Here is a 12,993-nt window from a genome sequence, read left to right as displayed (position 1 = left end):
AGTCCTCTACTACCTCCCTGGCACTTGAGCACTACAACGAATTTTCCGACGGTCTTTATTTCGGCTCTTTCCGCAAGGTGTACGTGCGGACGGACTCGATTCAGTCCCCAGAGAATTTCCGATCGTTTTTCTCAAACCAAATCAAAGGAGCTTTCTCATATGAACAAAATCTATAGAGTTGTCTGGGACACCTCCCGAAACATGTTTGTCGTCGCCAGCGAATTTGCAAGATCGCACAAGAAGGCCGCCCGCAAAGCCGCGACAGCAGTTCTTCTTGGAGGGATTGCTGCAACTGGTATGGGGGTGGGTACGTCTTATGCCGCGCAGATCAAAGATACAACTGACGGCATTGCTATTATTGAGGAGGGTGATGGGCCGGTCAGCGGAAAAACTTTAATCTCAGTCGAGGAGGGAACCGGGGTCACGGTTATTCAAGACAAATCTGGATACAATTCCGTCACCTTGGATCCGCGGGGCCAGTCCCAGTCCATTACCTTCAAAAGTGGTGAACACACCACGGTCACTAAAAAGGCTTCCGACCTCATCTCGAAGGGCGACGACGCCGAGCTGGGAGCTCTGACGGCCACGACAATTGACACTTCGGGCGATATCAAAACCTCGGGGACTTTGTCCGGGGGTTACGCCGTAATCAAAAATTCATTGGAGGCCGGCTCTGCTACAGTTACTGGAGCTTTGAGCGCCGGTCAAACTACTGTTAGCAGCTTAGATGCCCGCTCCGGAGACATTAGGACCACCGGAAACCTGAGCGCCGGCGCAGCCACAGTGACCAGCATCAACAGTGACGCAACAGTCGACGGAACCACTCTCGCAGACATCAAGACCAAAGCACTGGACGCCGTCCAGTACGATTCGACAACCAGCCAGCTGTCCTATGGAGGAAGCTCCGGCGCCAGAACGACTGTTGATAACCTTACGTTGAAGGGGACTTTGGACGCGGGAGCGACCACAGTCTCCAGCCTTGACGCCGGTGCAGGAACCATCAAGACCACGGGCGACCTCCAGGCCGGAACCGCTGAAGTCAGCGGCAAACTTCAGGCGGGCTCCGCCGCCGTTACGGGGGCTCTTTCAGCCGGAGAGACAACACTCACCAGTACGCTCGATGTCACCGGCGCCACTAATCTCAAAAGTAGCCTGACGGTCGCCGGTACCACAACTCTTAATAACACACAGGTAAACGGCGATCTCACGGCTACCGGGCAAATCAAGGGCAAGACCGGCTACTTCGGCAATGAGACCCAGCACGTCTCCATTGCTGACGGCAGCATCACAGCTACCGGAAAGATGACGGCTGCCACCGGAAGCATCGGGGCTGTCAGCTTCACTTCTGACGGTAATGTAAGCGGCGTCAACACCCTGAGCGCAAATACCATTTCCAGTACAAACGGAGGCAAGCTGGGAACCGTGCAGATCACTTCTGACGGGAACGTCTCCGGCGTCAATAAACTGACCGCTACAAGCGGAAGCATTGGAACCGTCAACGTCTCCTCTGATGGGAATGTGACTGGGGTCAATAATATGACCGTCGCAGGGACGACGACCACCCGCGATCTCACTGTAACAGGAGCCTTCAACACCGACAAGGTTCATGTCGGACATGAAGACGACAACTATACCGATATCGATAAGGGCAAGATTTCGAACAAGTCTTCCTCCACGACTCAGTCGGAATCTGCTTCGCTGGACTACAGCGGTCTTGAACTGAAGCTGAATGACTCTTCCGACAGCTCGCAGCTCGGCCTTAACGCCTCTTCCAGCAACGTCAGCCTCTCTGTGACTGACAAAGATGACAACTCCGCTTCCTCGGCTGTGACCGCCACCTCCATCACGAATAAGGTGGCAGACAAAGCAGGGACCAACTCCGTCACTGAGGCCAGCACGCTTCAGAACGGTGCTGCCCAAAAGAGCACGACGGTGGCCGGCACATCTTCCTCCACTTCTATCGTTCAGACGGCTGAAAACATCACGCTGACGGCCTCGAACGGCACAGTCAAGACTGCTGCTCAAACGATAGAGAATACCTCGACGGGTGACACCACCAACACGGTCGGCGGCAACCAGAGCAATGAGGTCAAAGGCACTCTCACGGAGAAAGTGGCTGGGGATGTGAGCGAGACTTACGGCTCGAACCTGACCACTTCCGTCGCCAAGGATCAGACCACTACTGTGGGCGGTGCCCAAGTTACCAATATCACCAAAGATCAGACCACGACGGTCGGCGGCGCCAGGACTGACACTGTCACCGGCAAGGTCACCGAGGACTTCAAGTCCGACATGGAGACCAAGGTGGCCGGCTCCCAGGTGACCAGCGTCACCAAGGATCAGACCACGACGGTGGGCGGCGCCAGGACTGACACTGTCACCGGCAAGGTCACCGAGGACTTCAAGTCCGACATGGAGACCAAGGTGGCCGGCTCCCAGGTGACCAGCGTCACCAAGGACCAGACCACCACGGTCGGCGGCGCCAGGACTGACACCGTCACCGGCAAGGTCACCGAGGACTTCAAGTCTGACATGGAGACCAAGGTGGCCGGCTCTCAGGTGACCAGCGTCACCAAGGATCAGACCACGACGGTCGGCGGCGCCAGGACTGACACCGTCACCGGCAAGGTCACCGAGGACTTCAAGTCCGACATGGAGACCAAGGTGGCCGGCTCCCAGGTGACCAGCGTCACCAAGGATCAGACCACGACGGTGGGCGGCGCCAGGACTGACACCGTCACCGGCAAGGTCACCGAGGACTTCAAGTCTGACATGGAGACCAAGGTGGCCGGCTCCCAGGTGACCAGCGTCACCAAGGATCAGACCACGACGGTGGGCGGTGCGCTCACGCAGACCGTGACCGGTCTCGTGACGGAGAACTACAACGGCGGCCAGACGACCAATGTCACCGGCGACCGGACGATCACCATTACCGGCAATCAGAGCGCTACGATTGGCGGCAATCTTGACAACCGTGTCACCGGCGCCATCACCAACAGCGCCCAGTCAATCGCCAATACGACGGTCGGCGATCTGACCAACACGGTCGGCGGCAATCTGACCAACAACGTCACCGGAGCTTACGGAGTCACTGCTGGATCCATCAGCAACATGTCCAGCACGACGATTGTCCAGCAGGCTGGACAGTCCATCACGCATACGGTCGGCTCGACCAGCATCGTGATGACCGACGGCAAGGTCGACGCAGGCGGAGCTCAGTTCACCAACCTCGCTCCGGGAACCCTCTCCAAGGACTCCACCGATGCCGTAGTCGGCAGCCAGCTCTGGGCCACGAACCGCCGCATCGACAACCTCAATGAGGACATCGACAAAGCCGGCGCCGCAGCCGCCGCCCTGGCCGCGCTGCACCCGCTCGATTTCGATCCTGATCACAGGTTCTCGATCTCCGCGGGCCTCGGTCACTACAAGAGCAGGGAAGGCGTGTCGATCGGCGCCTTCTGGTATCCGACCGACACGGGCAATCTGCTGATTTCGGCAGGTTACGCCGCGTCGGCTTCGGACAGCCACATGGTGAACATGGGCGTTTCCTACCGCTTCGGCGGCAGCTACAAGCATCCGGCCGACAGCCAGGCGAAGCTCGCAGAAGCCGAAGCGAAGAACCGCGCCCTCGAGGCCAAGCTTGCGGCTCTGCAGACGAAGTTCGACGCTCTGGCATCGAAGGTGGACTCGCTGACTGCCGCCAAGTAACAAAAAGGCAAAACAGCCTGCCGGGCTGCTCCATCCGAATCGGAACTTTCGGATTACGCAGCCCCGGCAGAGGTTCACAGGCCCTTCAGACATCTTTATCTGAAGGGCCATTCTTTATTCTGTCCGGCTCAGAGCCTCTTCTGGACTCTGCCCTGCGGGTTCATCCTGCGCGGTCCGGGCATGGCCCGGTTCAGCCGCCGGCACTAAAAAAACTCCTCGGGACCTCGCAGGGCCCCGAGGAGCGCTCGGACAAAAAAACAGGAAAGGCCTTTTAAAATTAATTCTTTCCCCGGCTGAGCGACCCGCACCGTGTCCGACTGGCACGGTGCCGTCTCTGGTGCTCAGGCCAGCCCGGTCCGGGATTGCGGCCCACACATCGAAAGACCGCAGCTCACAGGGGCCGCAGCCTTTCGACCCTCCTTATTTTGGCTGCATGTCGAACTTGTGGCAGTCATTGCACATCAGGACAGGCTTCTGGTGCCCCTTGTGGCAAGCCGTGCACTTCACCTCTCCCAGATGCGAGTCATGGGGGTTCATCTTCATGGCCGCGGTTTTCTGCGCCACTTTCTCATAGGAGCCGTGGCAGGCAAGGCATTTCTCCGTCTTCACCCTGGAGCCGGGAGCGGGCGTCTTCACGCCGTGGCAGCTTTCGCATGTTGCGCCGCGGGCCACATGGCGGTCGGCCAGATACGGGCCGTCCGCGGCCATGGCCTGCGCGGCAAAGGCGAGCCCCGCGGCAGCCAGCAGGGCAGCAGTGAGTTTCCTAAGCATCATGTTCTCCTTTTCTTATATGTTCCTGCGCCGCTGCGGCTCAGATCTTCGCGGCCTTCGCCCGGGCGGCCATCTGCTCGGCCGCGATATGGCCGAAGACAGTCGCGCCCCCGAGCTGGGAGCCGCCGATGTAGTCGCGAAAGAACAGGCCTCCGGCGGCGTTACCCGCCGCGTAGAGCCCGGGAATCGTGTTGCCGTCCAGATCCTGGACCTCGGCCTTCGTGTTGATGAGCGGGCCGCCGAAGGTAGCCGTCATGCCGCCTTCAAACGGAATCGCGTAGAACGGGGCCTTTTCGATCTTCGCGGGCTTCCTGTACGTGTTGGGGGGATTGAGCTTTTCAAGCGAATGGGCCTCAACCGCCCGGTTGAAGGCATCGACGGATGCTCGCGTCGCCTCGGGCGGCAGCCCCACCTTTTTGCAGAGCTCCTCGATCGAGTCGGCCTTGCCGTAGGGGTTATGCAGGCGCTCGAACTTCGGGATCGTGGTGCCCAGCACGGGGCAGTCCGCGTCCACGATGGCGAACGCTTTGTTCTCAATAGTCTTCTCGGCGCAGGTCTTCGCCTTGATCACATAGGTGTTCTGCTCGTTCATGAAGCGCTGCCCGCGCAGATCCACGATGATGCCCCGCATCGAGTTGAGGACGTCGGCGGGATTCACATGCGTCTCGGCCACGATGGGGCCGGCGTGGAACTGGTCCATGTTGACAAGCTTCGCGCGCAGCGGCTTCGTGAGCGAGATGTTCTCGCCCGTGGTGCTGCGCGAGCCTCGGATCGCAAGCCTCGAGGCCCAGCCCCCGATGTACATGTCGGTCATCTCGGGGTTGGCGGAAAAGCCCCCCGTCGCGATCAGCACGCCGCCCTTCGCGCGGAAGATTCTGCGGCCGCCCTCGGCCTTCGCCACCACGCCGGTCACGGCGCCTGTCCGGTCGGTGAGCAGCCTCACCGCGGGATGCTCGAAGAAAAATTTAATGTTTTTTCTCTGCCTCGCGGCCTTGAGCAGCGTCTTCACCAGCGTGCCGCCCCCGGTTCCGCCGCCTTTGGTCACGCGGTGACCGCGCCCGAGCCGCGGCCAAGGGCTCATCCGGATCTTCTCGAACTTCACGCCGATTTTATCGGCGAGCCAGTCGACGTCCGGCCCGATGCGGTCGGCGTAGGTCTCGGTGAGCCTGCGGTCGGCGCGGCCGGCCGAAACCTTCATCATGTCGGCGATGAACGCCTCCCTCGAGTCCTTGATGCCCTGTGCCTTCTGCTGCTTCGTATTCCAGGCGTTGAGTGTCCCCAGCGCATAGATCGCGTTCCCGTCGGGCCGCTCCCGCTTTTCGAGCACGGCCACCCTCGCCCCGAGGTCTGCGGCCCAGATCGCAGCAACCAGCCCCGCGCAGCCGGCGCCAATGATCACCGCGTCAAACTCCCGCCCCTCGGCCCGCGCCGCGCGGCGGGCCCCCGGAGCAGCCAGGGCCGGAAAGCTGCCGGCCGCCGCCAGCGCCACCGCGCCGCCGATGAGCGAGCGCCTTGTGAGATCGAGCTTCATCTTCTCTCCTCCTTCTTTTTTTCTGCTAAGGGCGCACGGCGCGGCCTTCCTGCAGCGTCTCTGCACCGCACCGGGCGTAAATCTGCTATTCTAAAGGAAAATTGTACTGCTGGGCTCGCGGAAAAAGCCACGCCCCTCCCACAGCCTCAGGTACCTGACAGGGCCTACGCATGAACAGCCGCCTGGTAAACCCTCGCTAAAGCGGCGAGAGCCGTTTGAGCAGAGTGCAGTTTGTTCATCCAACGCTTTTTGCTTGTGGGCTCAGCGGCTGATTCTTTGCTCTCTTCATTCTGAAGCTTGTTCAACACTCCGACGGCAAATTTGTTGAGCAGGACGCGGTTGTAAAGGTAGTTCGCATTTTTGCACTGCGTTCGGTCCTGCTGGAAATTCACGTCGAGGACGTAATGCAGCTCGTTCTCCACACCCCGGTGCCTCCTGACCGCCCGTGCGGCCTGCTCGGCAATCAGCCGGCTGTCCCAGCGCAGCGTGGTGATGAAGTAGCGCTCCTGGCTGGATTCTCTGCCGGTCTTTTTGTCTATTGACTCGGTCACTGCTGCGATGATGCAGCCTTCCTCCAGTCCAATCCAGTGCCCGCACTGCGCCGGCCCGAGCACGGATCCCGGCAGGACGCGAACGCTCCTGCGCTCCAGTCTGCCGTGCTCCAGCGCGGCGTCTCCCGTCCAGGACCTGGCCCGGGTTTCAGTGACGTCCAGAAACGCCATCCGGATGTCATACCAGAGGGTTTTCTGATTTTCCCTGACCGCCAGACAGTAATCGGCCCCGGCTTCCACCAGGGATTTGGCAAAACTCCTCTGCGTATTCATGGCATCCGCAGTCACAACGCACCCGCTCAGGTCCAGTCCTTCGACCATGGAGGCCGCATGGGTGATTTCATTTTCCTTCTCGCCCACGACCTTCTGGCACAGCGCCACTCCGTTTTCCGTATCATGGAAGGCCAGCACAAAGCGGCCTGAGGCGGCTTTTTCCGTACGGCTTGCTCGAACGGCCTGGCCGTCAACGGCCGCAACGCGCGAGAGATATTGGTCCAGCAGCGGGGTGACCAGGCGTTTGTAAAACGAGGCAAATTCGGCCGGGTCAATCAGCATCAGCAGACGCCTGACCGTGTCATGCGGGATGTTTTCCCTGGGAAAATCATCGAAGAGCGCTTCCAAGGCCGCGCGGCTCGATGCCCAGAAATCGGCGATCTGCACGCAGCTGGTCTGTCCCGAAAGACTGGCAAGAAGCGAAATGAGATAAACGTAATCCAGCGGATATACGACCTTGGACTGTTGACGACTGTCCTTGACTTCTGACGCGGAATCAAGCACTGCCTTTACGCCGTCGGGCACAGGTTTCGTTTCCGCGGCCGCGGCCGTCTGCTTTTCCGTTCGAGCAGACGATTTCTCTGCGGCTTTGGCAGCTGTCTCCTTCAGCTCCTTGACCTGCTGCTTGAGCAGGTAGCTCTTGGAGAACTGAAACTTTCCGTCAACCACGACGCCGACCTGCGTGCGGATCTCCTTCCCGCGCTTCTTCGATGGATCGTAGACGTACTTCGATTTGAAAACGTAGTAGCGCTTGTTGGTGGCGTTCCAGTTCACTCGGCAGCCTTCGGGAATCAGCTTCAGGATCTTCTGGTCGACGGGCATTGGGGCCTCCTATGATCTTGATCTATTATAATATATATTATATGTATATTTATAAAAGTCACGGCCTATCCCTTGAGTTTTCAAAATTTTCATTTTTTAGAGCTTGTCTTTCATGCGTTCGCCCTGGGCACCTGACCGCCGCCTTTTCTCCCGCGCCAGGAAGCTTGTTTCAGGCAAAAAAGAAAGGGGCCGCCCGGCCTTCAAGGCAGCCCGAAGCCGCGGAAAGCGCCGGAATCTAAAGCCACGTCCGCTCCAGGGGCGAAGAAGGCCCCGCTGTTTCGCAAAGTTCATAAAAAGATCAATTAAGGCAGTTTCCCGGTGACGCTCCGTGGGAACATTTCTCCTGTTCATTTCCGCCCGGCCCGCGCGCTAAAGCGCAGAAGGTAGGCCGGGAGCGGCAAGGAGACAGCAATGGACAAGAAGCGTTTCATCCGATGGGCCCTTGGCGCCCTTTCCTCCGGCGTCATCGCGCTGGGCGACGGAACGGCCGCCGCTGCGGACACCCCCGGGCCCTCGCGGGCGCCCGCGGAAACCATCCAGGCCTCGAGCCTCTCCCAGGCCTGGGACAAAGTCTTTCCCGAGGACGCCCGGGTCGCCCACCGCAAGGTGGTCTTTCACAACCGCTACGGCATCACGCTCGTGGGCGACCTCTACGAGTCCAGAGCCCGCTCCGCCGGGCAGAAGCTGCCGGCGATTGCGCTTGCAGGCCCCTTCGGCGCGGTGAAGGAGCAGGTCTCGGGCCGCTACGCGCAGGAGCTCGCCGCCCGCGGGTTCCTCACGCTCGCCTTCGATCCGTCGTTCACGGGCGAGAGCGCCGGGCAGCCGCGCAACACCACCTCCCCCGACATCAACACGGAGGACTTTTCCGCCGCGGTGGATTACCTGCTCAACAATCCTGAAACGGACAGAGGGCGCGTGGGCATCCTCGGCATCTGCGGCTGGGGCGGCTTTGCCCTCAACGCCGCGGCGCAGGACCCCCGGATCCGCGCCACGGTGACTTCCACCATGTACGACATGAGCCGCAACATCGCAAACGGCTACTTCGACAACGGGAAGCCGAAGGAAGAGTTGCGGGCGGCCCGGATCGCAGCGGGAAAGAGGATCAGCGCCCAGCGCACGGCCGACTACAGGTCGGGCCTCTACGCCATGGCGGGTGGAGTCCCGGAGAAGCTCCCGGCCGACGCGCCGCAGTTCGTGCGCGATTACCACGACTTCTACAAGACGAAGCGCGGCTACCACCCGAGATCCTTCGGCTCCACGACCGGCTCGACCCTCACCTCGCTGCTTGCCTTCATGAACACCCCGATCAACGTCTACGCCGATGAGATCGAGACCCCGGTGCTCCTGATCCACGGCGAGAAGGCGCACTCGCGCTATTACAGCGAGGATGTCTACAAGCGTCTCACGGGAAAGAACAAGGAGCTTCTCATCGTCCCGGGGGCGGTGCACACCGACCTCTACGACCGCATGGACGTGATCCCGTTCGACCGGATCGAGGCGTTCTTCAGAAAGAACCTCTGAAAAACCCTCCCTGTCTTTCTTTAATCCCGTCCCGCCCCCTGCCGCCCTTCAAGGCTCCGTCTGAAAGAGGGGCCTTGCATCCTAAAGCCTCTTAGAATCAGACCTTGAAGAGGGGAGGAGTCGGCTGTGAGCAGCACGCAGGATTTTTTCAAAAGGGCAAAACGCAGGACCGCGGACAGGGGGCTGCGCCTGCTCAAGCAGGGCAGACGCAGCTTCTGGGGCCTGCTTTTCAGCCGCACAGGGTTTCTGTTGGTGCTCTTTGCCGTGCAGGCCGCGTTCCTGTTCCTCCTCGCCTATCGGCTCGCGGGCTACGCGACGGACTACATCTTCGTGTGGATGGCGGTGAGCGTCCCCATCGTGCTCGCGCTCATCAATAGCCGCATGGATTCGAGCGCGAAAATCACCTGGCTCTTTCTCATCCTGGTGCTGCCGGTGCTGGGGGTGCTGCTCCTGCTCTACACCAAGTACGACATCGGGCACCGAAAGCTCAAGCGCTCGGCCCGGGAAATCGTAAGAAAGACCCGGTTCGCGATCCGGCAGAACCCCGGCACCTGGGAGCGTCTGCGCTGTCTTCACCCCGAGACAGCGGGAATCGCGCGCTTTCTCGCCCGCACCGGCTGCTACCCGGTCTACGAGGCGAGCGGCGTGAAGTACTTCCCGATGGCCGAGCCCGCCTTCGAGGACATGCTCGGGCGGCTCGAACGAGCGAAGAAATTCATCTACCTCGAGTACTTCATCATCGAGGAGGGGATCATGTGGGGTCGCATCCTCGAGATCCTCGCGGAAAAGGCCGCCGAGGGGCTCGACGTACGGGTGCTCTACGACGGGACCTGCGAATTCTCAAGACTTCCGGGTGACTATCCCGAAAAACTCCGGGCCCTGGGGATCCGCTGCCGGGTCTTTTCCCCCGCCTGCCCCTTTCTCACCACGCGGTTCAACTTCCGCGACCACAGGAAGATCATGGTAATAGACGGAGAGTGCGCCTACACGGGGGGCTTCAACCTCGCCGACGAGTACATCAATCTGCACTGTCCCTACGGCGTCTGGAAGGACGCGGGAGTGCGGATCACGGGGCGGGCAGTGGCCACCTTCACGTTGATCTTCCTGCAGATGTGGGCTGACGAGCGGGAGATCGATTCTCTGCCCGACGCGAGGCTGGATTCGCCGGACGACCCCGCAGGCAGCGGGTTCGTGATCCCGTTTGCCGACAATCCGATGGACTCCTGCAAGGTGGGCGAGAGCGTCTACCTGTCGATCCTCAACCGGGCTCACCACTACGTGCACATCATGACCCCGTACCTGATCCTCGACGGCGAGCTAGAGACAGCTCTGCGGCTCGCCTCGAGCCTCGGCATCGACGTGAAGATCATCGTCCCGGGGAAAAATGACAACCCCTTTGCCGATGCCCTTGCGCGATCACACTACCTGGGGCTGCTCGAAGCCGGGGTGAAGATCTACGAGTACACGCCGGGTTTCGTCCACTCAAAAGTCTGCACGAGCGACGGCGGCCGCGCCTTCGTGGGCACGATCAACCTCGACTATCGTAGCCTTTACCACCACTTCGAATGCGGAGTGTTCCTGCGCGAAGCGGACTGCATCTCCGAGATTGAATCCGATTTCCAGGCCACGCTCAGGCAGTGCCGCCGCATCACCCGCCGAAGCGTCCGGCACGAAAAAACGGGCCGCCGGCTCCTCGGGGCCGTGCTCAACGTGATCGCGCCGCTGATGTGAATCGAGCGGGCCTCGTCCGGGCGCCCTTTCAGGCCTAGAATCGGAGCTGTGCGGCAGAGCGGCTCTGCCCGCTCTCAGTGCGTTTCCTTTTTAGGAGAATCAAGATGATGCGCCAGATGCTTATCATGCTTGCGGCCGCAGCCTTCAGCGCGGCCTCCTGGGCCGCCGCCCCCTCGCCCGCTGCCTCGAGCCCTCAGGCGGGCTCCTCCGCCGGCGCCGTCTCCCAGACGGGCGCAGCCGTGAAGGACACAGGCCGCAGCGTCGGGCATTTCTTCCGCGACGTGACCCGCGAGACCGGCCACTTTTTCCGCGACACCACGAAAAAGATCGGACATGCCACCTCCGGCGCGGTGAAAGGCGCCAAGGAAGGGCTCGAAGGGTCGGAGGCGGCCTGCTCGAAAAGCAGCAAAGGCCGTTGACCCACGTTCAGGAGCTCCAGACATGCCGCAGCAGAAGAATCTGGGAGGACTCGCCCCGCAGGCCGCCCTCGAGTACATGAAGAAAACCCCGGATCTCATCATCGTGAACGTCGCGGGCCGGGGCTTTTACGACAGAAATCACTTCGAAGGCGAGGTCAACATCCCGACCGAAGACCTGGGAGAGAAAGAGTCAAAACTCCGGCTGCTCGCCCTGCCCTCCGGGAGGCCCGTCATGCTGCACTGCCGCCGCGGCCATATGGTCGTCGGCTGGTTCGAGGTCCTTCGGCAGCTGAGGCCCGACATTCCCGAGGTGTCCTACATCGCGGGCGTGCCGCCTTTTGACGAGTACAACGACTGGAAGCGGGGCTGGTAGGCGGAGGGGAAGCCCTCCTGCCATACTGAAAAGTTATTCACGTGCATGCACAAAAATAATAAAAGATATTGAAACAATTACTTAGAGAGTCCTAGTGATATATTTTCCATAAAGCGCCCAGGACCTGGGCCGCGCACACTGTTTTTTTTGAGGAGACCTACAACATGACTATTTCCAAGCGCTCGCTTCTAAAGGGCGTCGGGACGGCTGCGCTCGCGTCCCTCGTCCCGGCCGAAAGCCAGGCCGCCGAGACCCCCTCCTCCTTCCGGCAGGCCCCCGTCGTCGGCTGCCGCCGCGTCGCGGCCTCCGAGGCCAAGGCAGATACGGCGAAGGTGTACTTCTCGCGCAAAATCGACGCCGAGACCCTCATCAGGCTATACAAGCTCGTGAACGCCGGCATCACGGGCAAGGTGGGCATCAAGCTGCACACTGGCGAAAAGCACGGCCCCAACATCCTGCCGCGCGACATGGTGCGCGCCTTCCAGGCCCAGATTCCGAACAGCGCGATCGTCGAGTGCAACACGCTCTACCACGGCGACCGCTACACCACGAAGGGCCACCTCGAGACCCTGAAAGTGAACGGCTGGACCTTCTGCCCGGTCGACATCATGGACGCGGACGACAAGTACGTGGACTTCCCCGTGAAGAACGGCCTGCGGCTCAAGAAAGTCGCCATGGGGGCGCACCTCGCGAACTACGACTCGCTCGTGGTCCTCACGCACTTCAAGGGCCATGCGATGGGAGGCTTCGGCGGATCGCTCAAGAACATCGCAATCGGCTGCGCCTCGGGCCGCGTCGGCAAGGCCGAGGTCCACGGGGTGAAGCCCTGGTCGACCGACCTCGACTGGGGCGCGATGCCCATGAAGGATCAGTTCATGGAGCTCATGGCCGACTCCGGGAAGGCGACCTGCGACCACTTCGGGCGCCACATCACGTTCCTGAACGTGATGCGCCGCATGTCGGTTGACTGCGACTGCGCGGGCACGAGCGCGGCCGAGCCCACCATTCCCGACATCGGGATCCTCGCCTCGACCGACATCCTCGCGATCGACCAGGCCTCCTGCGACCTCGTCTACGGCTCGGGCCACAACCACGACCTCGTCGAGCGCATGGAGTCCCGCCACGGCCTGGCGCAGCTTGACGCGATGCGCAGGAACCGCATGGGGGCGTCCACCTACCGGCTGATCGAAATCTAAAGCGCGGCAAAGCCTCTGCACTTCTTCATAGGGCCTGCCTCCGGAGCGCCGGAAGCAGGCCTTTTTCGTGCGTCGGGAAAGGAGGGGAAAGGCGCCA

The 12,993-nt window shown here is 61.1% G+C and carries 9 protein-coding genes and 1 pseudogene; 7 read left to right on the top strand and 3 right to left on the bottom strand.

Annotated features, from left to right (window positions below; all coding sequences use genetic code 11):
• Window positions 1–159: 159 nt before the first annotated feature.
• A pseudogene (locus MAF45_RS11465) lies at window positions 160–282 on the top strand (ESPR domain-containing protein); the annotation flags it as partial.
• A gap of 501 nt (window positions 283–783) precedes the next feature.
• On the top strand, window positions 784–3,708 hold the full coding sequence (locus tag MAF45_RS11410) for a YadA-like family protein (protein WP_237979244.1): 2,925 nt from the start codon (window positions 784–786) through the stop codon (window positions 3,706–3,708).
• 420 nt (window positions 3,709–4,128) lie between these two features.
• Here the strand turns inward: MAF45_RS11410 and MAF45_RS08650 are convergent, their stop codons facing one another.
• From MAF45_RS08650 to MAF45_RS08640, 3 genes are all read right to left on the bottom strand, one after another.
• Entirely contained in the window at window positions 4,129–4,482 is a 354-nt protein-coding gene (locus MAF45_RS08650) for a cytochrome c3 family protein (protein ID WP_326520681.1), read from the bottom strand.
• Between the two features lie 37 nt (window positions 4,483–4,519).
• The gene (locus tag MAF45_RS08645) at window positions 4,520–6,010 is read right to left on the bottom strand and encodes an FAD-dependent oxidoreductase (RefSeq protein WP_237979243.1); all 1,491 of its coding nucleotides are present in this window, start codon (window positions 6,008–6,010) and stop codon (window positions 4,520–4,522) included.
• 164 nt (window positions 6,011–6,174) lie between these two features.
• Window positions 6,175–7,656: an ISAs1 family transposase gene (locus MAF45_RS08640; protein WP_237979242.1), complete on the bottom strand. Its 1,482-nt coding sequence runs from the start codon at window positions 7,654–7,656 to the stop codon at window positions 6,175–6,177.
• A 411-nt stretch (window positions 7,657–8,067) separates the two neighbouring features.
• On the opposite strand from MAF45_RS08640, the gene MAF45_RS08635 reads away from it, so the two are divergent.
• From MAF45_RS08635 to MAF45_RS08615, 5 genes are all read left to right on the top strand, one after another.
• Window positions 8,068–9,177, top strand: a complete 1,110-nt coding sequence (locus tag MAF45_RS08635) for an alpha/beta hydrolase (RefSeq protein WP_237979241.1) — start codon at window positions 8,068–8,070, stop codon at window positions 9,175–9,177.
• Between the two features lie 126 nt (window positions 9,178–9,303).
• Complete coding sequence (locus MAF45_RS08630; RefSeq protein WP_237979240.1) at window positions 9,304–10,908, top strand: phospholipase D-like domain-containing protein; 1,605 nt, start codon at window positions 9,304–9,306, stop codon at window positions 10,906–10,908.
• A 104-nt stretch (window positions 10,909–11,012) separates the two neighbouring features.
• Complete coding sequence (locus MAF45_RS08625) at window positions 11,013–11,327, top strand: hypothetical protein (protein ID WP_237979239.1); 315 nt, start codon at window positions 11,013–11,015, stop codon at window positions 11,325–11,327.
• A gap of 22 nt (window positions 11,328–11,349) precedes the next feature.
• Complete coding sequence (locus MAF45_RS08620; protein WP_237979238.1) at window positions 11,350–11,700, top strand: rhodanese-like domain-containing protein; 351 nt, start codon at window positions 11,350–11,352, stop codon at window positions 11,698–11,700.
• 164 nt (window positions 11,701–11,864) lie between these two features.
• Window positions 11,865–12,896, top strand: a complete 1,032-nt coding sequence (locus tag MAF45_RS08615) for a DUF362 domain-containing protein (protein ID WP_237979237.1) — start codon at window positions 11,865–11,867, stop codon at window positions 12,894–12,896.
• Window positions 12,897–12,993 lie beyond the last annotated feature (97 nt).

The organism is Mesosutterella porci (assembly GCF_022134585.1).
GTDB lineage: Bacteria > Pseudomonadota > Gammaproteobacteria > Burkholderiales > Burkholderiaceae_F > Mesosutterella > Mesosutterella porci.
The sequence above is the reverse complement of the archived record's forward strand: the minus strand, read 5'-3'. Positions and strand labels throughout refer to the sequence as shown.

Excerpts from the sequence above, each read along its gene's own strand:
- MAF45_RS08645 (WP_237979243.1), bottom strand. The coding sequence starts at position 6,010 with ATGAAGCTCGATCTCACAAGGCGCTCGCTCATCGGCGGCGCGGTGGCG.
- MAF45_RS08640 (WP_237979242.1), bottom strand. The coding sequence starts at position 7,656 with ATGCCCGTCGACCAGAAGATCCTGAAGCTGATTCCCGAAGGCTGCCGA.
- MAF45_RS08620 (WP_237979238.1), top strand. The coding sequence starts at position 11,350 with ATGCCGCAGCAGAAGAATCTGGGAGGACTCGCCCCGCAGGCCGCCCTC.
- MAF45_RS08625 (WP_237979239.1), top strand. The coding sequence starts at position 11,013 with ATGATGCGCCAGATGCTTATCATGCTTGCGGCCGCAGCCTTCAGCGCG.
- MAF45_RS08650 (WP_326520681.1), bottom strand. The coding sequence starts at position 4,482 with ATGATGCTTAGGAAACTCACTGCTGCCCTGCTGGCTGCCGCGGGGCTC.
- MAF45_RS08615 (WP_237979237.1), top strand. The coding sequence starts at position 11,865 with ATGACTATTTCCAAGCGCTCGCTTCTAAAGGGCGTCGGGACGGCTGCG.
- MAF45_RS08635 (WP_237979241.1), top strand. The coding sequence starts at position 8,068 with ATGGACAAGAAGCGTTTCATCCGATGGGCCCTTGGCGCCCTTTCCTCC.